Raw genomic sequence first — 25786 nt, 5'->3', positions numbered from 1 at the left:
TCCATCAGGTCCCGGTCCAGACGGGTACTCGTTTTTCAGCGAAGGCCTTGGGGCCTTCAATCGCGTCGTTGCTGGCGTAAACCGCCTCGTGCAGGCGCTTACCCTCTTTCAGGCCACCCGCACAGCCCAGGTCCATGGTTGCGCGAACGCTGCCTTTGGCCGCAATCACCGAAAGAGGCGCCGCGCTGGCAATACGTTTGGCAAGGTCGAAGGCCCGTGCGCGAACGCCATCGGGGGTGTCTTCGATATAGTTGGTGAACCCGTATTCGTGCAGACGCTCGATCGGCATCAAGTCCCCGGTCAGAACAATTTCCATAAGGATGGGCTGCGGCAGCATGGACAGTGCTGGCGATGCCCAGGGCGATCCACGACCAATCTTTACTTCGGTGATACCGACCTTGGTCCCCTTGAGACCGACCCGCAGATCGCAATTCAAGGTCAGCATCATTCCGCCCGCCATCAGCGATCCGGTCATCGCTGCGATGATCGGTTTCTTGCAGGCACGCATGGTCTCGTGAAAGGGATCGCGCATTTTGGTCAGGATATCCACGCCCTCGTCGCGTGCGATTTGTGTAGCTTCCTTCAGATCCAGTCCGGCGCTGAATACGCCGCAATCGGCCGAAGTCAGAATGGCCACACGAACGCTGTCATCCGCCTCGATCTTCTCCCAGGCGTCAGTCAGACCGTTCGTAGCCGCCACGGAAAGCGCGTTTTTGCGTTCGGGCCGGTTAATACAGACGGTCGCAATTCCGTCTACGATCGTCACGTCAATGGGGCTCATGATACTCGCTTCGCTTTCTCGGAACAATCTAACCGCGGAAAGGTTCCCCGCGACGTGTTTGCCGCGGGGAAGCCCAGTCTTATTCGACTTTGAAAGTCGCGGAGCTGTGCTTGATGACATCCCACACAACGTCGAGATAGTCGGCGCTCCAGTCGGTCAGCGGAACCCAGGTTTCGCCATTCCACTGCTCGACACGTGTCTTGCCACCGCCACCGTGGTCGGATGCGCTCACAGTCACCGGAGCCATAACCCCGTTGCCGTCGAACTCGGAGATCGATTCATAGGCTGCTTTCATGCTTTCCGGCGTCACAGGCCAACCGCTCTGCTTGATCGCCAGACGGGCGGCTTCGAAACCAACCGAATAGATTGCCATGCCGGTGTTGTAATACACGTCACGAACAAGGTTTTCGGGGCCGCTGCCTTCACCCTTGGCATAATAGGTTTCGAGCATGGTTTTCACGATCGGGACTTCCTGACCACCGGCCACGTTGGTGCCACGCAGAATCCCCTTTGCCTCTTCGGCGCCAATATTGGCGATATCGACCTCGTTCAGCCAGTTCACCGACAGATAGCGGTCGATCGGGAAACGGTTGCGACGCATTTCTTTCGAGGCGACGACATGACCGCCCGCCAGAAGCCAGCTGATCACATAGTCGGGCTTGTCGCGGCGGATTTTGCTCCATGCGCCGGCTTGATCCGACCCGGGAAGCGGCACGGGGTAAAGCTCCAGTTCGAACCCTTCCTTTTCGGAAAGCGTTTTCAGGATCTCGATCGGTTCCTGACCAAAGGGATAATCCAGATAGATGAACCCGATCTTCGCTTTGCTCAAATCACCGCCCATCTGACCCTTGATGAAGGCAACGTCATTTGCCGCCTGCTGCCAATAGGTCGGACCCACCGGGAAAACCCATTCGAACACATCGCCGTCCACGGCGTCACCGCGGCCAACGAAGGACTGCATCAACACGTTGCCGTCCTTCATGGCACGTGGCAGAACCGCGTTCGTGACCGGCGTGGACAGAAAATTGAATAGGAACACACCTTCGCGCTTGAGCTGCTCATAGCATTCCACACCACGCTGCGGTTCGTTGCCGTGATCGCGAATGATAATTTCCACCGGATGACCTTCGATACCGCCATTTTCGTTGGTGTATATCGCCAGGTCCTGCGCCGCCTGGGCCACCTGCGGCGAAATGAACGTGTAGGATTTACTAAGGTCGAAGCAGAGTCCGAAGCGGATCGGCTCCTTGTCCTGCGCTGAGGCCACAGTCGCGCTTGCCGCCAGAGCGGTAGCAAGGGCCACTGCCTTGATGTGCTGTTTGACTTTCATGTTTTCTCTCTCCCGTTGGTTTGGTTTAGGGCGGTGATACCGTTTCGTAACCGCCACTGCCGCCCCGCGTAGCGTCACGCTTCCTGCGATCAGTCATTCACTGCTCGTATTTTGAGGAACTTTCTTTAACCACGTCCCACACGACGTCGGCGTATTCAGAGATCCAGTTGGTTTGCGGCACCCAAGTCTCCCCGTCCCACATCTCGATCCGGGTCTTACCACCGCCGCCATGATCTTCGGCCGTCACCGTAATGGGTGCCATCAGCCCGTTAGCGTCGTATCCCTCAAGCGACTCCAGTCCCACTTTGTAGGACTTTGCGGTAATCGGAAGGCCTTCGTGTTCTGCTGCCTTGCGCGCGGCTTCGAACATGATTGAATACATGGCCAGACCAGTGTTGTAGAAAACGTCCTGGGTCTTCTCAATCGGGCCGGACCCCTCGCCCCTGTCATAGAGCTCAGTCATGATCTCTTGATACAGAGCGACATTCTGACCGCCCACAACATTGGTTCCGCGCTTAATACCCTTGGCGGCCTCGTTGCCGATGTTGGCGATATCGACTTCGTTCAGCCAGTTGACGGAAATGTATTTGTCCATCGGGATGCGATTGCGCTGCATTTCCTTCGACGCAACCACATGCGCACCGCCCAGCATCCAGACAATCACATGGTCGGGCTTGTCTCGGCGCACCTTGGACCACACACCGGCCTGGTCGCTGCCAGGCAGAGGCACAGGGTAAAGCTCAAGCTCAAAACCCTCTTTCTCGGACAGGGTTTCGAGAATCTCGATCGGCTCCTGTCCGAAGGGATAGTCGAAATAAACAAACCCCACCTTCACGTCCGACAAGTCGCCGTCATGCAATTGCTTTATGTAGGCAACATCATTGGCCGCCTGTCCCCAATAGGTCGGTCCGACCGGATAGACCCATTCGAAAACGGTGCCGTCAACGGCATCGCCGCGGCCGACAAGTGACTGCATCAGGATGCGCCCGTCTTCCATGGCCCGCGGCAGGATGGCCAGAGAAACGGGAGTGGACAGTGTATCGAAGACGAATACACCCTCGCGGCTGAGCTTCGAGTAGCACTCGATCCCGCGCTGTGGCTCGTTCCCATGATCGCGCACGATAACCTCGACCGGCTCTCCTCCGATGCCGCCCTTCATGTTGACCAGTTTCGCGAGATCCTGTGCCGCTTGGGCAACCTGTGGCGTGGCAAAGGTATAAGCTTTGCTGAGGTCGTAGCAGATGCCGATCTTGAATGGCTCAGCCAGCGCCTGGGTGCCGAACAGCGCCCCGCCAACCACTGAAAATACAGCCAACGCTTTGGTAAATTTCTTCATTTGTTCCTCCCTGAACAATTTCTGATTAGTACCTCAACTCAACCAGCGTTTGCGTCGGCTGTAGTGCTTGACGTTGTGAAAATCGGTGCCTTCCCCACCACCCAGATAGAACTCCTGAATGTCGGAGTTGGACTTGAGCGCCTCGGCCGTGCCGTGCATAACCACGCGGCCGTTCTCGATCAGATACCCTTGAGAAACGATCTCCAATGCCGCCAAGGCGTTCTGTTCCACCAGCAGGACGGACAGGCCCTCATCCTTATTGATCTTTTGCAAGATGCCGAAGATTTCCTCGACCAGGAACGGAGCAAGCCCGAGACTTGGTTCATCAAGCATCAACAGCTTCGGCTGGGTCACGAGGGCCCGCCCAATTGCAAGCATCTGTTGCTCACCACCCGACAAATAGCCTGCTTGCGAATTGCGGCGCTCGGCAAGCCGCGGAAAGTATCCGTAGATCTTTTCTTTTTCGGCATTCAGCGCTGAGCGGGACATTCCGCGCGGCGCGGCGGCTGTCAGGTTCTCGTCGGGGGTCAGGTGTTCGAATACCCGTCGCCCTTCGATGACATGACAGATGCCCATCTCGACACGTTTTTGCGCGAGCGCTTCGGTAATTTCCGTTCCTTGGAACGTTATCTCACCTCGGCTGATGCGTCCGCGCTCAGCCTTCAAAAGACCGCTGATCGCTTTCAACGTGGTGCTTTTCCCCGCTCCGTTAGATCCCAATAGTGCGATCATCTCGCCTATAGGGACTTGGACCGAAACACCTTTGACCGCCAGCATCACATTGTCGTACAGAACTTCGACGCTGTTCATGGATAGAATGTTCTGGGCTTCAACTTTTTCTTGCATCGACATTTCCCTATTTCTTGAACTGATCGAAGGGCCAGACCATCAGATAGTCTCTGATGTTGCCGTAGAGTTTGCCCAAACCGAGTGGTTCAATCAGAAGGATAATGACGATCAGTGCGCCATAGACTGCGTTCGGGATGTGAGCGAGTGTTTCAACATCGATCTGTACGCCAATCCAGTCACTCAGCGTGACGACGAGACCATTCACCAGACCGGGAACAAGAAGGATAAGGGCAACGCCAAAATAGGTTCCGATGATGCTGCCAAGACCGCCAACGATCACCATCGCAAGAACCTGGATCGAAACGGCAACTGAGAATTGCTCGGGCGCTGCGAGAAAGAAAAAGGTGGCAACAAGCAATGCACCGCTGACGCCCGCGATGAAAGACGAAGTCGCAAATGCCAGAATTTTGTAGTAGAAACTGTTCACACCTAGGATCGCGGCTGCAAAGTCTTTTTCCCGTACAGCGACCAGGGCGCGACCAAGCCCCGTGCGTTTGAGGTTGAGCATGAACATCGTCACCAACACGCACCAACCAAAGGCAACATAGTAAAAGCCGGTGTCAGACGTGATCTCTTGTCCAAGCAGCGCCAATGTCGGTGACTGGAGCGACGCGTGTGAGCCCCCCGAGATCGCCGGAGAGTGGGTCAGAACCCAGTCCATCACGAATTGCATCGCGAGAGTAGTGAGAGCGAGATAGAGCCCTTTGACCCGCAAGGCGGCAAAAGCGAACAGGCTACCAATCACAGATGAAGTCAATCCGCCAATGATAAGGGCGAATTCCCAAGGCACCCCGAAACGCGCGGCGTGGATCGACGAATATGCTCCGACGGCCATGACCGCAGCATAACCCAAGTGCAGTTGGCCGGCCCACCCTGTCACCAGGTTCAGGCCCAGAGCGGCGGCCGTCCAGATCAGCCACGGAAGCATGTAACTGTTCAGATAGAGCGACGGTATGATGAATGGCGCGGCAATGGCGATCAGGAAGATGAATGCAGTCAGATTCCGGTCAGCAGGTACCTTGAAGATTCGGCTATCCGAAACGTAGTTGGCGTGATGGACGCCAGAAAGTTTGTAAAACATGCCTTACACCCTTTCGATGTCGTGACGACCGAACAGCCCGTGCGGACGGATCATGACCGTAAGAATGAGGACGGCGGCGACGATAAGTTCTCGGCTTCCGCCACCGACAAGCGGATCGAGGAAATCAGCGCCAACGTTTTCGACGACGCCCAGGACGATGCCCGCGATCACGGCGCCAAGGATACTGTCGAGACCACCGAGAACGGCAACCGTCAGACCTTTGAGAAGCAACAGCGACAGCGCCTGATCGACGCCCTGAATCTCGCCCCAGATAACGCCAGCGGCGACGGCAACAACGGATGCCAGCGCCCAAGACAGGCCAACTCCGCGTTCAACCGAGATGCCGACCGACCACGAAGCCATGTAATCATCCGCGATCGCCCGCAACTTGATCCCGGTCCGGGTTCGGAAAAACAGCATGAAGGCGACAAACAAGGCGAGCGCAACACCGGCACCAACCAGATGGATGCGGCTGATGAAGATGTCGCCCAGAAACAGCGGATCATAGCTGACGCCCAATTCCATCGAACGTGACGTCCCGCCCCAGATCGCAAGCGTTGTACCCCGCAGGAAAATGTCGAGGCCGAGTGTCAGCATCAGGATCATGACAACCGGCCGACCTGCGAGACGGCGCAGAGCAACACGCTCAATGCCGAACCCAAGGCCGAACATGACAACCGCAGCCAGAGGGATGGCCAGCCACAAAGGTAAACCCACATCGCGCGCCAGCGCCAGGACCACATAGGCCCCGACCATGGTCAACCCGCCCTGCGCCAGATTGGGCACCGAAGACGCCTTGTAAATCAGCACAAGGCCGATGGCGAATAGCGAATACAGCAGACCCGTCAAGGCTCCGTTGATCGCAAGCTCTGATAGAAAGACCCAGTCCATTTATACCTCCCTGATAGGAAGGCTTCTTTCGACCTTCCCTACTTCCCCGGTCTCGTAAGTCACCTGCGCGCTAACATGGACCTCTTTTGAACCGTCGTAGAGCGCTGCGATCACGTCGGCATAACGTTCCTGAACGACCTTCCGCCGCAGTTTTCGGGTTCGCGTGATTTCGCCATCGTCCGGGTCGAATTCTTTCGGCAGACTGACAAAGCGTTGCAGGCGCAACGGTTCGGTGACGGCCTTGTTGACCCGTTGGAAGGCCTCGCGAAGCAACGTCGCGACCTCTTCACGCTGAGAAAGATCGGCATATGACACATAGGGTACGCCATTCACCTCTGCCCAGTGGCCAACCGCTTCGAAATCCACGCAAACCACGGCCGTCAATTCGTCAAGCCCGGCGCCTATTACGGCCGCATCCTTAATGTAAGGGCTGAATTTCAACCGGTTTTCGATGTAGTTTGGCACATAACGCTCGCCTCCGGCTGTATGCATGACCTCGGAGACGCGCCCCAGAACAACCAAGTGTCCATCTTCCTCCAGATACCCGGCATCACCTGTATGCAGCCACCCGCCTTCAAGGGCTTCGGCGGTCGCTTCGGGTTTGTTGAAGTACCCTTCAAATACGCTGTCCGAACGCACCAGAACCTCCCCGTCCTCGGCGATGGTCACCTCGACGCCCGGCGCGGGTTTGCCAACGGTATGAAGGCGAACTTCACCCGGAGACTGAATTGCATTGATTGCGCTGTTTTCGGTTTGGCCGTAGAGTTGGCGCAATTTGATTCCCAGGGCTCGGTAGAAAACAAAGGTGTCTTCGCCGATCGCTTCACCGCCGGTGAACGCGTTCTTGAGGCGGCTCATTCCGAACTGGTCCTTGATCGGACCGAAAACAATTGCCTCACCCAAAAGTCGACCCAAAGGCTCCAATGCACCTCCGCTTTTGCCGTTCAGCTTGCGTGTCTCAGCTGCGACGGCACGGTCCATGAAGAATTGGTACAGCCACTTCTTGAAAGGGGTCGAATTCTCGATACCAACCTGGATTGTCGTCAGCATCTGGTCCCAGCTTCTCGGCGCCGCCAGATAGAAGGTCGGAGCGATCTCACGCATGTCGCGCACGACTGTTTCCTGGCGCTCAGGCACATTCACGGTGAAACGCCAAAGTAGTGCCGCCGCAACGGTTATGGCGTAGTCTCCCACCCAGGCCATCGGCAAGTACGCAAGGATCTCCTCATTTTCGTCGAATGCACCCGCCGCACGCCCATTCTGAGCCGCGGCAAGAACGTTCTTCTGACTCAGCACGATCCCCTTGGGTGCGCCCGTCGTTCCGGAGGAATGCAGAAAAATAGCCGGATCTTCCGGTTTCGCACGACTAAGCAGTTCCTCACGCAGACCCGGGGCTTCGTTAAGATCGTGCTGACCAACTTCGATCAGGTGATCCCAGGACATCAGCCCTTCGACCTCGTAGAAGCCAAGACCGCGCGCTTCATCATAAATGATGTGGGCGACGCCCTGTGCACCCGCGCCCTTCAATTCCAGGATCTTGTCAACCTGTTCCTGATCTTCCGCGATGGCCGCGACGATCTCGACTTCGCCAAGAAAGTGTCGCAGTTCCTCGAGCGTTGCGCCCGGATAAACGGGCATTGCGTAGGCACCAAGCAACGAAACAGCCAGCATGCCACCATACAACCGCGCACGGTTATCGCCCAGAACAAGCACTGCTTTGCCCGGCTTCACGCCGATTTTTTCAAGCCCAGCCGCACAGGCTAGTACCTCTTGGGCGTATTCCGCCCAGGTGGTTTCTTTCCATATCCCGCGCTCTTTTTCGCGAAGGGCGATATCCTTTCCATGGAGCGACGCGTTCTTCGCCAGAAGTGCACCAATCGTTTCGCCGCCTGAAGACCGGTTCTTCGTAAAATCAGTCATGCGACCCTCCGATATATGCCTCGATGACCCGCGGGTCCTTCACAACCTCCTTGGGGATGCCGCTGGCGATCATTTCACCGTAATTCAGGGCCAGCATCCGATCACAAATGCCGGTAATGACATCCATATGGTGTTCGATCAGAAGAACGCTGACGCCGCGTTCGGCACGGGCATCCAGAATGAAACGGGACATATACCCTTTCTCTTCCTGGTTCATGCCGGCCATCGGTTCGTCGAGAATCAGCATCTGTGGCTCGGCCACCAATGCCCGCGCCAGCTCGACCCGTTTTTTCAACCCGATCGGAAGGCCATCGACCAACTCATGCCGGATGCTCTCGAGTTGTAGAAACTCGATCACCTCCTCGACGATTCTACGGTTCTCGATTTCTTCACGCTGTGCTGCCCACCAATAAAGAGCCGTGCGCAAAACGCCTGGGCTCATGTGGATGTGCCGCCCGAGCAGGATGTTGTCCAGAACGCTCATCCCGTTGAACAGGGCAAGATTCTGGAACGTCCGGGCGACCCCCAGCTTGGCAACCTTGTGAGGCGCTGTGCCCGTGATGTCTTTTCCCGCCAGCCGGACCTTGCCCTCGTTTGGCGGGTAAAATCCGGTAATTGCGTTCGTTAATGTTGTCTTTCCGCTGCCATTCGGACCGACAAGTCCAAAGATTTCCCCTTGCCTAATAACGAGGTCCACACCGGTGACAGCGACGATGCCGGCGAACCGTCGTTCGATCCCGCTGCACTCCAGTATCGCCCCATCATCGACACCGATTGCTGTTTTAATCTTCGTCGTCATCTGGATCTCATTGCCCCCCTAAGGTTCACGGCCATCATCAGGTAATCTGGAAGTAGTCCGGTCGCCCCGTTGGCCATGGATCCCCCCACAATTGCTGTCCACCGTCGATGTTCAGAACTTCACCGGTTACAAATTTCCCTGAACTGGCCGCCATATAGACAACGCCTTCTGCGACGTCCCATTCGTCCCCGGCGTGCCGCATCGGATTGGAGTCCTGAAAGGTCGCAGAACCCTCCGGAGGGTAGTTCCCGAAACCGTTACTTTCGCAGCAACCCGGTGCTACGCAGTTCACTCGGATATCATGCGGGGCCCACTCCACCGCAACCGACTTTGACAGGTAAATTACCCCCGCCCGGGCCGCACAGGTATGAGCGATGCCGGGCATACCTCGCCAGATATCGGCCACGATGTTGACGATGCAGCCCGATTGATTGTTGGCAACCCAGTGGCGCGCCGTGGATTGCATCATCCACCAGGTTCCGTTCAGATTGGTGTCAATGACAGCGTTCCAGCCCTTCGGGGAAAAATCCAGCGCGGCCTGTGGAAACTGCCCCCCCGCATTGTTCACCAAAACGTCAATCGCCCCGAATTCCTGGTTCGCCTTGGCGACAAAATCTTCGACCTGCTCAGGCTCCCGGATGGTCATAGGCACAGCGAAAACTTCGCCCCCGAAACTTTCAAGGAACTCCTTGGCCAAAGCCAGTTTCTCTTCGTTGCGTCCATTGATCGCCAGATTGGCTCCAAGCCTCGCGAACAGGGTCGCAATTGCCAGCCCCAATCCGCCTCCAGCCCCGGTCACCACAACGGTTTTGCCGGTGAACAAACCGCTTGCGTAAACGGTTGTACGGTTTGACAGGTCCTCCCTCGAAGACCCGAACTGCGCCTTACTCATGACGCCTCCTCCCATTCCCCATTTAGGGGTAGTTGCCAATAATCTAACTCCTGTTAGAAAATTGATCAAGACAACTTTTCCCAACAGCCCCCGCCCGTTATCCCCGATCAGTAAGACTTTGGAAGTCCAAGGGCTTTTTCTGCTATGAACGACAAAAGCATCTGCGGTGTCACCGGTACGATGCGGAAAAGCAGAGCCTCCCGCACTAACCGCTCAACGTGATATTCCTTGGCGTATCCGAATCCGCCAAATGTAATTTGCGCGGCTTCGGTCGCCTCGACCGCGGCGTCGGCGGCCAAAAGCTTGGCAGCGTTCGCCTCGACGCCGCAGGGTTCTCCCGCATCGTAAAGAGCAGCAGCGTGCATCACCATGAGATTGGCAGATTCCACCCGCGCCCAGGCTTTGGAGAGCGGATGCTGAACACCCTGATTTTGGCCGATCGGGCGGTCAAATATCACACGTTCGGTTGCATAATGCGCCGCGCGCGCCAGTGCGTTGCGCGCAATACCAATGCATTCGCCGGCCACTAGGATGCGTTCGGGATTCAACCCGTGCAAAATTTGCCTAAAGCCTTTGCCCTCCTCCCCGATCAGGTCCTCAGCCGGAATCGGTAACCCATCGATGAAGACTTCGTTCGAATCGACAGCCTTTCGACCCATCTTTTCGATCTCGCGGACATCGACGAAATTTCGGTCGAGATCTGTATAGAACAGGCTCAGTCCCTCGGTTGGCTTCTCAACATCCTCGAGCCGCGTTGTCCGCGCTAGAATTAACATTTTGTCGGCAACCTGTGCGGTCGAGATCCATACCTTTTGACCATGCACCACATAGTGATCCCCCTTTTTCACCGCCATGGTCCTGAGCTTGGTGGTGTCGAGGCCCGTAGTCGGTTCGGTTACCGCAAAACACGCCTTCTCCCGTCCTTCGATCAGGGGCTTCAGCATACGTGCTTTCTGCTCAGCCGTTCCGAATTTCACGACCGGATTGAGCCCGAAAATGTTCATGTGGATGGCAGAAGCGGCGCTGGCGCCGCCGCCCGATTCTGCGATCGCCTGCATCATGATCGTCGCATCTGTGATCCCCAATCCCGCGCCGCCGACCGCCTCGGGCATCGCGATCCCCAGCCAACCACCTTGCGCCATGGCCAGGTGCAAATCGTGCGGAAAGCCTCCCTTGCTATCCCGTTCAAGCCAGTACTCGTCGTCGAAACGCGCGCAAATCCGCAGAATACTTTCGCGGATTTCGCTCTGTTGCTCAGACATCCTGAATGTCATGTCCGTTCCTCCTCAAGAGCGGTCTCAATACATCCTGTCCTCGCCAGATCTGCGATTTGTACGTCATCATAACCAAGCGCCTCCAGCACGGAGGCGGTATCCGCCCCTCTCGGGCGGCCGAGCCAGCGCAAGACACCTGGTGTAATGCTGAAATGCGGGACCGGACCGACAACATGTGTCGGGTCGCCTTCTACCGAGGCTATATCGCCCCGATGGCTAATCTGCGGATGGTCGATTATCTGCTCGACCGACAAAACGGGAGCTGCCACCGCATCGTGACGTTCGAACTCCACTTGAACCTCAGAGAAATCACGTGCCGTGATGTAGGCGTTCAGCGTGTCAAACACCTCCGTCATGTGTTTTGACATGCTGTGCAGGCTCGCAAATCTCGGATCATCGGCCAAGGAATCGCCGCCAACCGCGCGCAGGAGACGCCGCGCTGTTTCTGCACTGCCAGCCGAAACAGTGACCCATATTCCGTCGCGCGTGCGGAACATTCCGCCTGGCGCAAAATCCATTGGCTGTCGCAATCCATTGCGGATCGGCGCGATGCCGGCACCCGTCGCCGCGGGGACATGATAATCGATCAGTCGCAAAAGCGCCTCGAAAACGGCCAGATCAACGACCTGACCGCGCACCACACCGCGTTCCCGCGCATATAGCGCTATCATCAGCCCAAGCGCCCCCATCAACCCTGTCGTGCTGTCAGCAGCAGGAAACCCCGGGTGCATCGGCGAACCATCGGCAAAGCCGGTCAGATGCGCCAGGCCGCTCATCGCCTCCGCCGCGCGCCCGAATGCAGGCGTATCGCGCATCGGGCCATCCTGGCCGTATCCGGACACTCTAAGGATCACAAGATCGGGATTCCAACCGTGCAGCACCTCGGGCCCGATCCCGGCGCGCTCCAAAACGCCAGGCCGGAAGTTTTCGACCAGGACATCCGAGCATTCCACAAGCTTGCGGAGTACCTTCAGCCCCTCTTCGCTTTTCCAGTCGAGACCAAGGATTTGCTTGTTGCGAGCAAGTGTCTTCCACCACACCCCCACGCCATCGATCGCCACGGGGCCCAGGTCACGCATCATGTCCGGACGTCCCGGCGTCTCCACCTTGACGACCTTCGCTCCAAAGTCGGAAAGCAGAGAAGCGGCAAGCGGTCCGGCGATAACATGCCCGAGTTCAACGATGCGGAGGTTCTCCAGTGGCCCTACCATTATTCCGACCTTTCGCTCGAGGCAGCTTCCAATCACCTTATTCTAACATCTGTTTGAATCTCAAGTCATCATCCAGCCGAACGCGAAAAATTCGTGACACAATCGCCCGTTGCGCCTCAAATAGCCTGCCAGCCGCCCTGCCGCGCGGTTCCGGTGGGCATTCAGATCAAGGTAGCCACCATGCAAGACTCAGACTGCCGCTGTGATCTCCCGTTGGGTGCAATGGCACGACCTCTTGGCTTCGTTTCGGCAGAGCGATGTTTCCGCTTCGAGGATATTTAAGGGCGTATGAAGACGTGCGGCTCGACGGAAATGTCGTGTCGGCAAGGCTAAAAAGCTCGTCCGACGATCTGTTGGGTGACAACTCCGCTCGAAGACGATTCTCCAATCCATTCAGATCATCAATAGGTCGGATCGGCCGCGGTTACAGTTCCAAGAAAAGGCGCTGCGGCGGTTTGAACCAGAGTTGGGGCACGCCGACCCTTCGTTACACAGCCGCTGCAGCTACCGATATGAACAGACGCCTCATCTCATCTTGGTTATCGCGCGTAAGTGAGTTTGGCAATCAGACAGAAACTGACCTTTGTGCAACTCGCCAATCAGATAACTACCTAATCCTCCGCAACACATGAGAATCGCGGAATATCATGAACAAGACGCAGGCAATCGCGGCTTTTGTCACATCCCCGGATACGAACGGATACAGGCCGGCGGCGAGCAGCTTTTCATCATAACCGAGGATGCTTCCCAGCCAGGCAAGTCCCGGCATGTAAATAGCAATCGAACCCGAAAAGACAGCCAGAAAGGCGCCGAACACAGGTCGAGTCCCTCTCAATCTCTTCGCAACGAAGCCGGATACAACTGCGCAAAGCAAGAACCCAATCAGATAGCCGCCAGTTGGCCCAAGAAGATAGGCTGGACCGGCGACGGCAGGCGGCGTACCCGCGAACACCGGAAGCCCGGATCGCAGGCCAAAGCCGGCGTCGCGAAATGGATCGCCTTCTACAATTACCAGCGGCCTCATGCTGCCCATGGCGGACAGCCGCCCGCCGTGGTCTACTTCACCCAAACCGAAACCGACCAGCAGGGGCAAAGAGTAGCTTAAATCACCTCGAAAACTGTCCAAAGGTTGGGGAGTAGCTCAATAAGCATGCCGTTCTTCCTTTCAATAGTTTCCCATAACTATAGCGCGTACATTCACATCCGCTTGGCGACTTCTTCCAACATGACTTCGCTCGCCCCGCCGCCGATGGCCTGCACACGGGCATCGCGTGACATGCGTTCCACCGGTGTTTCGCGCATATAACCCATGCCGCCGTGAAACTGGACGCAGTCATAAAGCACGCTGTTCACCAGTTCGCCGCAATAGGCTTTGACCATCGAGACCTCTTTCACGCAGTCACGACCTGCGGCATCCAGACCGGCGGCGTGATAAACCAGCTGACGTCCTGCCGCGATCCGCGTCTGACAGTCGGCCAGCCGCTGGCGCACGGCCTGCTTGTCCCACAGAACGCCGCCAAAGGCCTTGCGCTGCTTGACGTAATCCACGGTCATGTCCAGCGCGGTTTGCGCTTCGGCACAGGCCATCGCACCCAGCACGATCCGTTCGTTTTGGAAGTTCTTCATCACTGAATAGAAGCCTTTGTTGACCTCACCCAACACGTTCTCGGCGGGGATGCGGACATCCTCGAAGATCAGTTCGGCCGTGTCCGAGCACAGCCAGCCGGTCTTGTTCAGCGCCCGGCCGACCAAAAAGCCCGGCGAGCCCTTTTCGACCGCGAACATGGTGATCCCGCGCGACCCCTTGGCATCGGGATCGGTCTTGGCGCCGACAAAGTAGAGGTCGCCATGTACGCCGTTGGTGATGAACATCTTGGTGCCATTCAGCACCCAGTCCGACCCGTCCTGAACCGCGCGGGTACGCATGCCCGCCACGTCCGACCCGGCACCCGGTTCGGTCACGGCGACGGCGGTGATCTTTTCGCCCGAGGTGATCGACGGCATCCAGCGCGCCTTTTGTTCCGGGGTGCCCGCGTTTTCCAGATGCGGCGAGGCCATGTCGGTATGCACCAGAACCGTGGCCGAGAAGCCACCGAAGGTAGACCGCCCCACCTCTTCGGCCAGAACCACGCTGGACATCACGTCCAGCCCCGCGCCGCCATATTGTTCGTCATAGCGCATGCCCAGCACGCCCAGATCACCCATCCGGCGCAGCACGTCGCGGGGCACCATGCCGTCCTCTTCCCAGGGCTCGGCCTTGGCTGTCACCTCGGTTTCGATGAAGCGGCGCAGCTGGTCGCGGATCATGTTGAGTTCTTCGTTGAACGGGCCGGTGGCCGCGGTGATGTTGTCTTGTCTGGTCATGTGTTTTCCTCCGGATCGAGTTTGATAAGTGGGGCGTGCCCGGCAACCGTGTCGCCGGGTGCACAATAGATTTCCGTCACCACGCCCGCGACCGGCGCGGGCAGGCTTTGCAAGAGCTTCATGGCTTCCAGCACCACCAGCGTGTCACCGGCTTCGACGCGGTCGCCGGGCGCGACGCGCACCTCGGCAACAGCACCCGGCATGGGCGCCGACAGCAGGTCAGCGCCGCCAGATCCACCCGTGGCGCGTTGCAGATGCTGATCCTCCAGCGTGCGCAGGTCTGCCGCTGCCATTCCGGCAGAGGTTTGCAGGTGCACCCGCCAATGATCGCGGGCACGTTCGACATGGGCGATGCGCGCAAATGGAACACCGTCGATGCGTCCGCTCAGACGGTCCCCGGTCAGGGCGGCGGTTTCGACCGTGACGGTCTGGCCGCCTGGCGGCACGGCGGCGAATATTGTTCCGGAGCCGGTCACGCGGATCGGGTCGTCATTGGTCGTATCCCAATAGGATGCCGCACCGGGCCGTCCGCCAGGGGCCGTGAGCCGCCATGACCCAAGGCTTTCCCAGGGCGACGCGCCCGCCGCCGCTGGCGCGAGATGCAGGTGTAGCGCAATCGCGGCGAAGGCCGAGTCCCGGGGATCGGGGGTCGGGTGCGTCCAGCCATCGAGGAACATCTCGGGCAGGCCCGATGTGTGGTGCCGGAACGTCTGAAAATCCGGATGCAGCAGCAGGGCACGTTGATAGGCCAGGTTCAGACCGACGCCACCGACGGCAAAGTCATCCATCGCGGCAACCGCCCGGCGGATCGCCCCGGCCCGGTCCGGCGCATGGACGATCAGCTTGGCAATCATCGAATCGTAATGGTGGCTGACGACCGAGCCTGCTTCGACCCCTGTATCCAGCCGCACGCCGGCGGGCGGAGCCCAGAGGGTGATCCGGCCCGTTTCGGGGCGGAAGCTCTCGGCCGGGTTTTCGGCGGCGATGCGGATTTCAATGGCGTGCCCGTCGAATTGCACATCCGATTGCGCCAGTGTCAGTGGCTCGCCCCGCGCGATGCGCAACTGCCATTCAACCAGGTCGATGCCGGTGATCGCCTCGGTCACAGGGTGTTCGACCTGCAAGCGGGTGTTCATTTCAAGAAAGTAATATTCGCCACGGGCCGGATCAAAGAGGTATTCCACCGTCCCGGCCGAGCGATAGCCGATCGCCTGCGCCAGCCGCACAGCCGCCGCCCGCATGTCATCGCGCAAAGCCTCGGGCAGATCTGCGGCGGGGGCCTCTTCGATCAGCTTCTGGTGGTTGCGCTGAAGCGAACAGTCGCGGTCGCCCAGATGCAGCGCGGTGCCGTGAGTATCGCCCAGCACCTGCACCTCGACGTGGCGGGCGCGGGGCGCATAGCGTTCAAGGAACACCGCCGGATCGCCAAAGGCCCCCTGGGCTTCGGCCCGGGCGGATGCAATCGCCTCGGGTGCCTCGTCCAGATCGGTGACAAGCCGCATCCCGCGCCCGCCGCCGCCTGCGCTGGCCTTGACCAGAAAGGGGGTGCCAAGCGCCTCGGCCTCTTTCAGCAGGCGCGCGTCGGACTGATCTTCGCCGCGATAACCGGGCAGCACGGGTATGCCTGCGTCCTCGGCAGCCGCCTTGGCCTCGATTTTCGACCCCATCATGGCAATTGCATCGGGCTTCGGCCCGATGAACACAAGGCCCGCCGCCTCGACCGCGGCCGCGAAACCGGCGTTTTCCGACAGAAAGCCATAGCCCGGATGCACCGCCCCCGCGCCGGTCGCGCGTGCGGCATCCAGAATGGCCCCGACGTTCAGATAGCTTTCCGAAGGGGCCGCCCCGCCGATGCAGACGGCATGATCGGCCTCGTGCACGAAGGGCGCGTCGCGGTCGGCCTCTGAAAATACAGCCACGCTTTCCAACCCCAGCTTGCGGCACCCGCGCTGAATACGGCGGGCGATCTCGCCGCGGTTGGCGATCAGGACGCGGGTAAAGCTCATTTCACCCACCATGACGGAACGCCCTTGTTGATGAAACTGTTGATACCTTCGATACCCTCTTCGGTTTCCCAGGCATCGGCCAGCCGGTCGGCGGTGTAGATCATATTGGTTTCAAGATCGTGGGACGCGACATAGGCGATCAGCGCCTTGGTGTCGGACACCACGCCCGGCGCGGCCTGCAGGTGATTGTGGACGACGCTTTCGGTGGCCGCGTCCAGATCATCGGCGGCCACGACCTCGGTCAACAGACCGATCCATTCGGCCCGAGCGCTGTCGAAAAGCGCCCCGGACAGCATGGTTTCGCGGGAATGCACCTTGCCGATACGGGCCACCACGTAGGGCGAGATGTTGGCCGGCAGCAAGCCGAGCCTGACCTCGGTAAGACCGAACCGCGCGCCTTCGGCACCGATTGTGTAATCGCAGACCGAAATCATGCCGACGCCGCCGCCATAGGCCGGCCCGTTGATCTTTCCGATCAGCGGTTTGGGCAGAGTATCAAGGCGGCGCAACAGGCGCGCCAGCGTGGCGCTCTGGTACACCCGCTCGGCGCGGGATTTTTCGACATTCGAAGCGAACCAGTTGAAATCACCGCCCGCGCAGAAGCTTTTTCCGTTGCCGGTCAGGATCACGATGCGCACGCTGTCATCGGCGGCCAGCTTTTCGGCGGCATCGTACAGCTCAGCGATCAGCCCGCCGTTCAGAGCATTGTGCTTGTCAGGACGATTGAGCGTTACCGTGGCAACCCCGCGCGCGTCGGTTTCGATAAGGATGGTTTCATAGGTGGTTGTCATGGCATTGGTCTCACATTCTGAATACGGGCGTGTGGCGCCCGGCCTCGGGCACCGAAGAGATAATGGCCAGGCACAGGCCCAGGATATCGCGGGTCTGTCCGGGTTCGATCAGCCCGTCGTCCCAAAGCCGCGAGGTGGCATAATAGGGATCGGACTGTTCGCCATACTGGGCACGCACCTGCGCCTCGATCCTGGCCATGTCGGCCTGCATCTTGTCCGGATCGCCCCCCTTCTGGCGGCGCAGTTCCAGCATCACGTTGGTGGCGATGTCGGCGGACATGGTGGCCAGTTCCGCGGTCGGCCAGGCAAAAAGGAAACTCGGCGCGAAACCGCGTCCGCACATGCCGTAGTTGCCCGCCCCATAGGACCCACCCAGCAGCACCGACAGGCGCGGCACCTTGGCCACCGACATGGCATAGACCAGCTTGGCGCTGTTCTTGGCGATGCCGCCGCGCTCGGCGTCGGTGCCGACCATGAAGCCCGAGATGTTGTGCAGGAACAAAAGCGGGATGTTGCGTTGATCGCACATCGACACGAACTGCGCGCCCTTCAGAGAACTTTCGGACAAAAGCGCGCCGTTGTTGGCCAGGATTCCAACCCGGTATCCATGGATGCAGGCCGTGCCGCAGACCAGCGTTTCGCCCCAACTGGGTTTGAATTCGCGGAATTCTCCGGCGTCGATCATGCACAGCAGAACCTCGCGCATGTCATAGGGTTCCTTGCGGTCGGCACTGATGACGCCAAGCAGCTCCTGGGGATCATGCGCGGGCGGCTGTGGCAGCTTGTCGGGCTGCATCGGGCGCGACTGGCCCAGCTCGACCACGATGTCGCGCATCAGCGCCAGCGCGTGGTGCTCGTCCTCGGCCAGATGGTCGGAGACACCCGAAACGCGCGTGTGCATTTCGGCCCCGCCCAGCGTTTCGCCATCGACCTCTTCATTGATCGCCACCTTGACGATCGACGGCCCGCCCAGATGGATGCGCGCGTTGCCGCGCACCATGATGACCTCGTCCGACAGGGCGGGAATATAGGCCCCGCCCGCCGTGCAGCCGCCGAACACGGCCGAGATCTGCGGCAGACCGCTGGCCGACATGTTGGTCTGGCGGTAAAAGGAATTGCCGAAATGCCGGGCATCGGGGAAAACCCGGTCCTGTTCCGGCAGATAGGCCCCGCCGCAGTCCACCAGATAGAGGCAGGGCAAACGGTTTTCCGCCGCGATTTCCTGGGCGCGAATGTGTTTCTGCACAGTTTCGTGGTAAAATGACCCGCCCTTGACCGTGGCATCATTGGCGATCACCACACAGGGCAACCCGTGAACGATCCCGATGCCGGTGACGATCCCCGCGCCGGGAACCTCACCGCCATATTGCCCGTAGGCGGCCAGCGACGACAGTTCAAGAAACGCGGTGCCCGGATCCACCAGCAGGTCGATACGCTCACGGACCAACAGTTTGCCGCGCTTGCGGTGCCGTTCGACCATGTCGAGGCGCCCGCCGGCCGTTGCCTTGGCGATCCGCGTACGCAGGGTTTCGACACGCTCGCTTTGTGCTGCGTGGTTGCGGGTGTAGGTCTCTGAGGCGGTCAGCACCGCTGTTTCAAGACGCGCCATGTATCAGGCATCCTTTCTTTCGAGTATCCCGTTAAGGAAAACATCGGCATAGGTGTGAGACAGCGCATCGGCGCTGCCGCGGTCCGGGTCGAACCAATCAAGCGTGGCATTCAACGCGCCGATCAGCATCAGGCGCAGGCGGCGGATATCGACGTCTTGCTTCAGCGCGCCATCTTCCTGAAGCCGGGACAGAAGACTGTCCCATTCTGCCTCATAGGCCCGTCGCGTGGGCAAGTTGGCATCCCGCACGGATTGCGGCACCTGCCCGAAAATACGCACATTCGCCGAGGTATAATCGCTTACGTCTAGAAGCGCGCGAAGATGCGCCCGGATCGCGGCGCGCAGTACCGTTTCGCCGTCGGTATCCGCTGGCAGGGCGGTGACGGCGTCTCTCATGCTCGCGTGAACGACTTGAATCCCTGCATCAAGAACGGCCGCGACGATCTCGTCCTTGGAACCGAAATGATAATATATGCTACCCGCCTTGATCCCGGCGGCCTCGGCAATTTTTCGGAGCGAAACGGACCCGTAGCCTTGTTCGCGGAAAAGTCGCGCTGCAATGTCCAGCACCCCGTCCCGCCCGACCGCGCTTCGCGATGTCTCGTTGAGTTTACTTGCCGTGTTTTGTGCCATAGACCTTCGTTTCGCCCCAACGCCTAACTAACGACTGTTAGGTAAACAACGCAAGTGAGTCAATCGTCGTGATTGTGTCAGATTAGAGCTTGTGGGAAATTCCGCCTGGGCGACCGCCATGAGGCCGCCCAGACATTAATGTGCTTGCCCGGACCCCGTCATCGGGTCCGGGCAAATGCCTTAGATCACGAAACCGCCGCCGCAGATGACGTGCTGGCCTGAAATGAAGTTCGATTCCGGCGCACAGAACAGATAGACAGCACCGGCAGCTTCTTCCGGAGTGCCGACCCGGCCCAGCGGGATCATGCGCTCCATCTGGGACAGGAGATCGGGATTCACGCCGACCTTGATCTCTATTTCCTCGACCTTGATCGTGCTGTTGCCATCCGCGCTACCTTCGGTCAGGCGGGTGCGGATTGGGCCGAAGGCGACGGCGTTGACGTTGACCTTATAGCGGCCCCATTCCTTGGCCATCGTCCGGGTGACCCCGAGGATACCGGCCTTGGCGGCGGAATAGTTGATCTGGCCGGCATTGCCGCCGGTCCCTGCGATGGACGAGATGTTGACTACCTTGCGGAATACCTCTTGCCCGACCGCGGCCTCTTCCTTGGCCTTGGCGCTGATCACCGGCTGGGCAGCGCGCAGGATCTTGAAGGGTGCTGTCAGGTGGACGTCGATGATCGCCTGCCACTGTTCGTCGGACATCTTCTGAACGACGCTGTCCCAAGTGTAGCCTGCGTTGTTCACGATGATATCGAGCCCGTCGAAGCTGTCTACGCCGGTCTTGATGAACCGTTCGGCGAACCCGTCGTCGGTGACGCTACCGGCGCAGACCACGGCCTCCGCACCCATCGCGCGCACCGCCTCGGCGGTTTCATTGGCCGGATCGGCGTCCAGATCGTTGATCACCACGCGCGCGCCTTCCGAGGCCAGTTTCAGCGCGATTTCCCGGCCGATCCCCCGGCCCGACCCAGAAACCAGCGCCACGCGCCCGTCGAGTTTTCCCGTCATGACGTCTCCTCCCGATCCGTTTCGTCAGGCTTTTTCATAAAGCGTGGTCACGCAGGCCCCGCCGAGGCCCAGATTGTGCTGCAGCGCCAGGCGCGCGCCGTCGACCTGGCGCGCATCGGCCTGGCCGCGTAGCTGCTGGACAAGCTCGGTGCATTGCGCAAGGCCGGTCGCCCCAAGCGGATGCCCCTTGGACAAGAGCCCGCCGGATGGGTTGGTCACGTATTTGCCGCCATAGGTGTTGTCGCCATCATCGACGAATTTCGCCGCATCGCCGCGCCCGCAAAGGCCGAGCGCCTCGTAGGTGATCAGCTCGTTATGGGCAAAGCAGTCGTGCAGCTCGACCACGTCTATATCCTGCGGCCCGATGCCTGCGGCCTCGTAGACCTGATCGGCGGCTCGCTTAGCCATCGAAAAGCCGACCACTTCGCGCATGTCATGGGCTTCGAAAGTTTCCGGGCCATCCGTTGTCATTGCCTGCGCCGCGATCCGCACGGAACTGTCCAGTCTGTGCTTGTCGGCGAATTCCTTGGAACAGATGATCGCCGCCGCCGCGCCACAGGTTGGCGGACAGGCCATGAGCTTGGTCATCACGCCCGGCCAGACGACCTGTGCTGCAATGACGTCTTCAGCCGTCACCTCCTGCCGGAACAGGGCAATCGGATTCTTCGCCGCATGCCGGCTGGCCTTGGCGCGGATCTTGGCGAAGGTTTCCAGCGTGGTGCCGAACTCCTCCATATGCGCCTTGCCGGCGCCGCCGAAATAGCGCAGCGCCAGCGGGATCTCCGGGTTGCCCACGAGATCGTCGGTTTCTTCGTCGAACGAGGCGAAGGGGCTGACCCGGTCGTGGAACATCGCGCCGATCGCGCCGGGCTGCATCTGCTCGAAACCCAGCGCCAGGGCGCAGTCCACAGCGCCGCTCTCGACCGCTTGGCGCGCCAGAAACAGCGCCGAGGATCCGGTCGAGCAGTTGTTGTTTACGTTCACGACCGGAATTCCGGTCATGCCGACCTGATACAGCGACCGTTGGCCGCAGGTGCTGTCGCCATAGACATAGCCCACATAGGCCTGTTGCACCTTGTCATAGTCGAGCCCCGCATCGGCCAACGCGGCGCGCGTGGCTGTCGCGGCCATCACGTCATAGCTTTCCGATTTCCCAGGTTTCTGGAACGGGACCATCCCGACGCCGGCGACATACGCTTTGTCCTTCATTTCTCTCGCTCCCTTTTCGTTTGGGGCACTCTGATACCGACGCCACGCATTTTCTATCAATTGTTAGAATTTTAGATGCCGGAATGAAGTCGTGTCAATATCCTACATTAGGGGGCACTTGCTTGAACTTTTTTCTAACAACTGTTTGGATAACTTCGCATGAGCCAATCAGGCCCAAGAGGCCCGAGCGTGCACATTTGGGCGTCTTGAGGAACAAACAGGGATCATTTTGAGCTACTCCCCAACCTTTGGACAGTTTTCGAGGTGATTTAAGCTACTCTTTGCCCCTGCTGGTCGGTTTCGGTTTGGGTGAAGTAGACCACGGCGGGCGGCTGTCCGCCATGGGCAGCATGAGGCCGCTGGTAATTGTAGAAGGCGATCCATTTCGCGACGCCGGCTTTGGCCTGCGATCCGGTCTCCCAGGCATGCAGATAGACGCATTCGTATTTCAAGGACCGCCACAGGCGCTCGATGAAGATGTTGTCGAGGCAACGGCCCTTGCCGTCCATCGAGATCCGGGTGCCGACCCGCTTCAGCCGGTCGGTTCAGGCGAAGGACGTGAACTGGCTGCCCTGATCCGTATTCATGATCTCGGGCGGGCCGAACCGGTGGACTGCCTCGTTCAGCGCCTCAACGCAAAAGTCGGCCTCCAGCGTGTTGGAGATGCGCCAGGACAGAACCTTGCGGGTAAACCAGTCCATGATGGCGACCAGGTAGAGGAAGCCGCGTCGCATCGGCAGTGGAGTAAGAAGCGCGGTTGCGCTTCTCCTCCCCGAACCGCACGTGCACCTTTCAGCGCATACGGCTCTCCATTCAATCTTGGCCCATGGCCATGGCAACATCATGATAGCGCGAGGTGACGGTGCTGCGGGTTTCACTCCGGAAGATGTATGGATTGACCTCCGGATTGCGCCAACGGAATTGAGCCTTCGGGCTTGAGACAAGCCGTTTCAAGTCTTTTCCGATGCCCTCGCCACGTTCGTTCCGACCGTAAACGAGCCAGGTTTTCGCCTTGCCCGGTTCCGGGGGCCTGAACCACCTCAGCATCAAGGGTTTGATACGGCTCCGGTATTTATGCCCCAGCCAGTGCGCCATTTTCCAGAATACGACATGGTCGATGCGCCGGAAGACATACGCCCTGAAGTCGGTGAACTTGTAGAACGCCGCCCATCCCGCCAGCTGGCGGTTCAGGCTGGCGATCTTATCGACCGTACTGGCACTATGATTGCCGGAAAGGGTCTCGGTCAGTTTGCGGACAAACGCCTTGGCCTTTTCCCTGGGTATCGTCGTGACAACGGACATGCGTCCGTTCGACCCTCGCTTGCGAATGATCCGGTGCCCTAGAAAGACGAACCCGTCATCGACGTGCGTGATATGGGTTTTCTCCATATTCAACGTCAACTTCAGGCGGTCCTCCAGAAAGGCCCGGCATTCTTCACGTATCTCCATAGCATGGGCCTTCGTCCCCTTGACGATGACGACGAAGTCATCGGCGTAGCGGCAATAGGCAATCGCAGGTTTCCATTGCCGGTTCTCCCGAACCGTAATGGGTCGTCCCTGCTGTATGCCGAAGTTCCATGCCCAGCGATCCTTGCGGACCTTCCGGTTCAGGTATTTCGCCTCCAGCCAGACATCGAACTCATGGAGCATGATGTTGGACAGGAGCGGTGATAGCACGCCACCTTGCGGAACACCTTCGCTGGCAGCCCAGAACAGGCCACGGTCGACATGACCCGCCTTAAGAATGCGCAAGAGGAGATCGACAAACCGACCGTCCCGCACCCGTCGCCGTACGCATTTAAGAAGCAGCCGGTGATGGACGGTGTCGAAGTAGCTCGCCAGATCACCTTCGATGATCCAGCGGCCCCTCGTCGTATCCGCTCCATCCTGAAGCTGGATCTTCACGGTACGGACAGCATGATGCACGCTGCGTTCCGGCCGGAAGCCATAGGAGAGGCGATGGAAGTCGCTCTCCCAGATCGGCTCCATGGCCATCAGCATGGCGCGCTGGACGATACGGTCTGTCAGGGTTGGTATACCCAGCGGTCGTAGCTTGCCATTGGCTTTCGGGATATAGATCCGCTTGACCGGCTTCGGGCAATAGCTACCCTTCAGCAGGTCAGTCCGCAGGTCGGCCAGATGGTGATCCAAATCGGCCTGCATCCGTTGCTTGTCTATTCCATCTATGCCCGGAGTTCGGGCGCCACTCGACGCCAGAACGATCCGGGCGGCTTCGGCAAGCCATTCCCGATTGGCAATGAGCCGTAGAAGCCGATCGAACCGTCGGTTCGGATCAGCCTCGGCCCATGTTGCGAGCTTGTGCTGCATTTCGCTGATTATCAAAGGTCTTCACCCCATTTGGTCAGTTAATTTGCACTCCAAGAAGATTGAACTGTTCCCCTTCACCATGTGACAGGCTTTCCCCGCCTCGGATTACTACGGGAACTCCGCCAGCATGATGGACATCAGGGTCAACTCCCTTGTGACGCAGAGCATCGTGGGCATTCCATCATGCCTTCCCTCGTTCATATGCTGGACTATTCAGTCTTCGTATTGGTGAGGCTGCCGGTCGCAGTCTTTTCCCTTGCGTTCCGCAAGTCGATGCCGATGCCATGGTCTGGCTGCATTCTCCCCATGACGCCCTGCGAGCAGCATTCATCTATGCTCGCATTCAGAGCTGCTGACATACGTGTCCAGCGCTCCATCGGCATTCCGCCTGTTAAGCCGTGTAGGCGAAGGCGACATTCCAGCCCTCAGATGCGGGTGAACCGGTTCGTGTTCCTCAACCTTCCAATACTTCAGCCTCGGGAACCATCTCGGCGTAACGGCTTCGCCTCAATCCCCTTTACCTGCGGGCTACGTCACCCTGCCAGTTGACAGCAGGTCACCGCCGCTTGGGCTCATGCCCCCTCGCAGCAGGGGGCAAGGCAATCTTCCATTCCTCCTTTCTCAATGCATTCCAGTCATATGCACCCCGGACCATCCGGGACGAGGCGCACGGTAGGTGATATCGGCGCACCAGACCTGATTGGGCCGTTCGACCCGCAGCCCGCCCAGCAGGTAGGGGTAGGTCTTGTGTCCCTTGGCGGGCTTGCTGGTGTTCGGTTTCTGGTAGATCGGCATCAACCGCATAAGCCGCATCAACCGCCGGATCCGCTTCTGGTTCACGGCATGGCCCTCGTTCCGCAGGTGCCAGGTCATCTGTCGGACGCCATAGAACGGTGTTTCCAGGAACTGCCTGTCGATCAGGAGCATCAGGGCGGGGTTCATCCCGGTCTCGCCCTGCGGTTCGTAATAGAACGAGGACCGCGAGATCGACAGCAGACGGCACTGCGCCCTGATCGACAGCGTGGCGTGGTTGCGTTCAATCATCCCGCGCCTCACTTGCCGCTCCAGGGTTTGAGCTTTCTGGACAAAAAATCGTTGGCGACGGCCAGTTCTCCGATCTTGGCGTGAAGTTCCCTGACCTGGGCCTCATCGACTTCGGCCTTCTTCTTGCCGCCACGTTCAAAGATATCCGGCGCCCCTTCGAGCAAGGCCTTTTTCCATTGATGGATCATCGTCGGATGCACGCCGTATTCGGCCGCCAGTTCCGACACCGTGCGCTCACCCTTCAAGGCCTCCAGCGCAACGCGAGCCTTGAAGCCCGCATCATGGTTCCTGCGTTTCGACATAGTCCGATCTCCTCGTTCATGGAGACCAGCAGACGTCAAATCGTAGCTTCCGTCACTGTCCGATTTTCGGGGAGGTGCTCAAACCGCCCCGAAATGGCAGCCTCGGACGTCGTGTCCATCCAGGA

General features: G+C 59.1%; 23 protein-coding genes and 1 pseudogene. 1 reads left to right on the top strand and 23 read right to left on the bottom strand.

What is annotated here, in order from left to right:
* Positions 1–4 precede the first annotated feature (4 nt).
* From O6760_RS31330 to O6760_RS31275, 12 genes are all read right to left on the bottom strand, one after another.
* Positions 5–781, bottom strand: a complete 777-nt coding sequence (locus tag O6760_RS31330) for an enoyl-CoA hydratase/isomerase family protein (RefSeq protein WP_209181219.1) — start codon at positions 779–781, stop codon at positions 5–7.
* A gap of 79 nt (positions 782–860) precedes the next feature.
* Entirely contained in the window at positions 861–2111 is a 1251-nt protein-coding gene (locus O6760_RS31325) for an ABC transporter substrate-binding protein (protein WP_209181220.1), read from the bottom strand.
* Positions 2112–2208: 97 nt separating this feature from the next.
* Positions 2209–3447, bottom strand: coding sequence for an ABC transporter substrate-binding protein (locus O6760_RS31320; protein ID WP_209181221.1), 1239 nt, complete (start codon positions 3445–3447; stop codon positions 2209–2211).
* 33 nt (positions 3448–3480) lie between these two features.
* The gene (locus tag O6760_RS31315) at positions 3481–4293 is read right to left on the bottom strand and encodes an ABC transporter ATP-binding protein (RefSeq protein ID WP_269586396.1); all 813 of its coding nucleotides are present in this window, start codon (positions 4291–4293) and stop codon (positions 3481–3483) included.
* A 10-nt stretch (positions 4294–4303) separates the two neighbouring features.
* Positions 4304–5377 (bottom strand): branched-chain amino acid ABC transporter permease, encoded by a 1074-nt coding sequence (locus O6760_RS31310; RefSeq protein ID WP_209181223.1) that lies wholly within the window; start codon positions 5375–5377, stop codon positions 4304–4306.
* A 3-nt stretch (positions 5378–5380) separates the two neighbouring features.
* On the bottom strand, positions 5381–6268 hold the full coding sequence (locus tag O6760_RS31305; protein WP_209181224.1) for a branched-chain amino acid ABC transporter permease: 888 nt from the start codon (positions 6266–6268) through the stop codon (positions 5381–5383).
* Positions 6269–8188, bottom strand: a complete 1920-nt coding sequence (locus O6760_RS31300) for an AMP-dependent synthetase/ligase (protein WP_209181225.1) — start codon at positions 8186–8188, stop codon at positions 6269–6271.
* The gene (locus O6760_RS31295; RefSeq protein ID WP_209181226.1) at positions 8181–8987 is read right to left on the bottom strand and encodes an ABC transporter ATP-binding protein; all 807 of its coding nucleotides are present in this window, start codon (positions 8985–8987) and stop codon (positions 8181–8183) included. The genes O6760_RS31300 and O6760_RS31295 overlap by 8 nt, the downstream gene beginning before the upstream one ends.
* Positions 8988–9024: 37 nt before the next feature.
* Positions 9025–9879: an SDR family oxidoreductase gene (locus O6760_RS31290; protein WP_209181227.1), complete on the bottom strand. Its 855-nt coding sequence runs from the start codon at positions 9877–9879 to the stop codon at positions 9025–9027.
* Between the two features lie 107 nt (positions 9880–9986).
* The gene (locus O6760_RS31285) at positions 9987–11153 is read right to left on the bottom strand and encodes an acyl-CoA dehydrogenase family protein (protein WP_209181228.1); all 1167 of its coding nucleotides are present in this window, start codon (positions 11151–11153) and stop codon (positions 9987–9989) included.
* The gene (locus O6760_RS31280; protein ID WP_209181229.1) at positions 11150–12364 is read right to left on the bottom strand and encodes a CaiB/BaiF CoA transferase family protein; all 1215 of its coding nucleotides are present in this window, start codon (positions 12362–12364) and stop codon (positions 11150–11152) included. The genes O6760_RS31285 and O6760_RS31280 overlap by 4 nt, the downstream gene beginning before the upstream one ends.
* A 607-nt stretch (positions 12365–12971) precedes the next feature.
* Entirely contained in the window at positions 12972–13397 is a 426-nt protein-coding gene (locus O6760_RS31275; RefSeq protein WP_209181230.1) for a biotin transporter BioY, read from the bottom strand.
* Here O6760_RS31275 and O6760_RS33505 point away from each other — a divergent pair.
* Positions 13359–13469 carry a hypothetical protein gene (locus O6760_RS33505; protein ID WP_353621156.1) on the top strand — a complete coding sequence of 37 codons (111 nt, stop codon included), beginning with the start codon at positions 13359–13361 and terminating at the stop codon, positions 13467–13469. The genes O6760_RS31275 and O6760_RS33505 overlap by 39 nt on opposite strands.
* Positions 13470–13561: 92 nt before the next feature.
* On the opposite strand, the gene O6760_RS31270 is transcribed toward O6760_RS33505, so the two are convergent.
* From O6760_RS31270 to O6760_RS31220, 11 genes and pseudogenes are all read right to left on the bottom strand, one after another.
* Positions 13562–14728, bottom strand: coding sequence for an acyl-CoA dehydrogenase family protein (locus tag O6760_RS31270; RefSeq protein ID WP_209181231.1), 1167 nt, complete (start codon positions 14726–14728; stop codon positions 13562–13564).
* On the bottom strand, positions 14725–16734 hold the full coding sequence (locus O6760_RS31265) for an acetyl/propionyl/methylcrotonyl-CoA carboxylase subunit alpha (RefSeq protein WP_209181232.1): 2010 nt from the start codon (positions 16732–16734) through the stop codon (positions 14725–14727). Before O6760_RS31265 ends, O6760_RS31270 begins: the two co-directional genes overlap by 4 nt.
* Positions 16731–17525, bottom strand: coding sequence for a crotonase/enoyl-CoA hydratase family protein (locus tag O6760_RS31260; protein WP_209181233.1), 795 nt, complete (start codon positions 17523–17525; stop codon positions 16731–16733). The genes O6760_RS31265 and O6760_RS31260 overlap by 4 nt, the downstream gene beginning before the upstream one ends.
* Before the next feature lie 10 nt (positions 17526–17535).
* Complete coding sequence (locus O6760_RS31255; protein WP_269586394.1) at positions 17536–19134, bottom strand: acyl-CoA carboxylase subunit beta; 1599 nt, start codon at positions 19132–19134, stop codon at positions 17536–17538.
* Positions 19135–19137: 3 nt separating this feature from the next.
* Positions 19138–19767 carry a TetR/AcrR family transcriptional regulator gene (locus O6760_RS31250; RefSeq protein WP_209181587.1) on the bottom strand — a complete coding sequence of 210 codons (630 nt, stop codon included), beginning with the start codon at positions 19765–19767 and terminating at the stop codon, positions 19138–19140.
* Between the two features lie 180 nt (positions 19768–19947).
* Positions 19948–20778: an SDR family NAD(P)-dependent oxidoreductase gene (locus O6760_RS31245; protein WP_209181586.1), complete on the bottom strand. Its 831-nt coding sequence runs from the start codon at positions 20776–20778 to the stop codon at positions 19948–19950.
* Positions 20779–20802: 24 nt separating this feature from the next.
* Positions 20803–21987, bottom strand: a complete 1185-nt coding sequence (locus tag O6760_RS31240; RefSeq protein WP_209181585.1) for a lipid-transfer protein — start codon at positions 21985–21987, stop codon at positions 20803–20805.
* A gap of 269 nt (positions 21988–22256) precedes the next feature.
* Positions 22257–22736 (bottom strand): annotated as a pseudogene (locus tag O6760_RS31235) (IS3 family transposase); the annotation flags it as partial.
* 64 nt (positions 22737–22800) lie between these two features.
* Complete coding sequence (gene ltrA / locus O6760_RS31230; RefSeq protein ID WP_209181582.1) at positions 22801–24315, bottom strand: group II intron reverse transcriptase/maturase; 1515 nt, start codon at positions 24313–24315, stop codon at positions 22801–22803.
* 621 nt (positions 24316–24936) lie between these two features.
* The gene (locus O6760_RS31225; RefSeq protein WP_209181581.1) at positions 24937–25359 is read right to left on the bottom strand and encodes an IS3 family transposase; all 423 of its coding nucleotides are present in this window, start codon (positions 25357–25359) and stop codon (positions 24937–24939) included.
* Positions 25360–25367: 8 nt separating this feature from the next.
* Positions 25368–25661 carry a transposase gene (locus O6760_RS31220; RefSeq protein WP_209181580.1) on the bottom strand — a complete coding sequence of 98 codons (294 nt, stop codon included), beginning with the start codon at positions 25659–25661 and terminating at the stop codon, positions 25368–25370.
* Positions 25662–25786: the final 125 nt, after the last annotated feature.

The organism is Roseibium sp. Sym1, from assembly GCF_027359675.1.
Classification (GTDB): Bacteria; Pseudomonadota; Alphaproteobacteria; order Rhizobiales; family Stappiaceae; genus Roseibium.
Note: the sequence above shows the minus strand (reverse complement) of the source record. Positions and strands in the feature narration are given on the sequence as shown.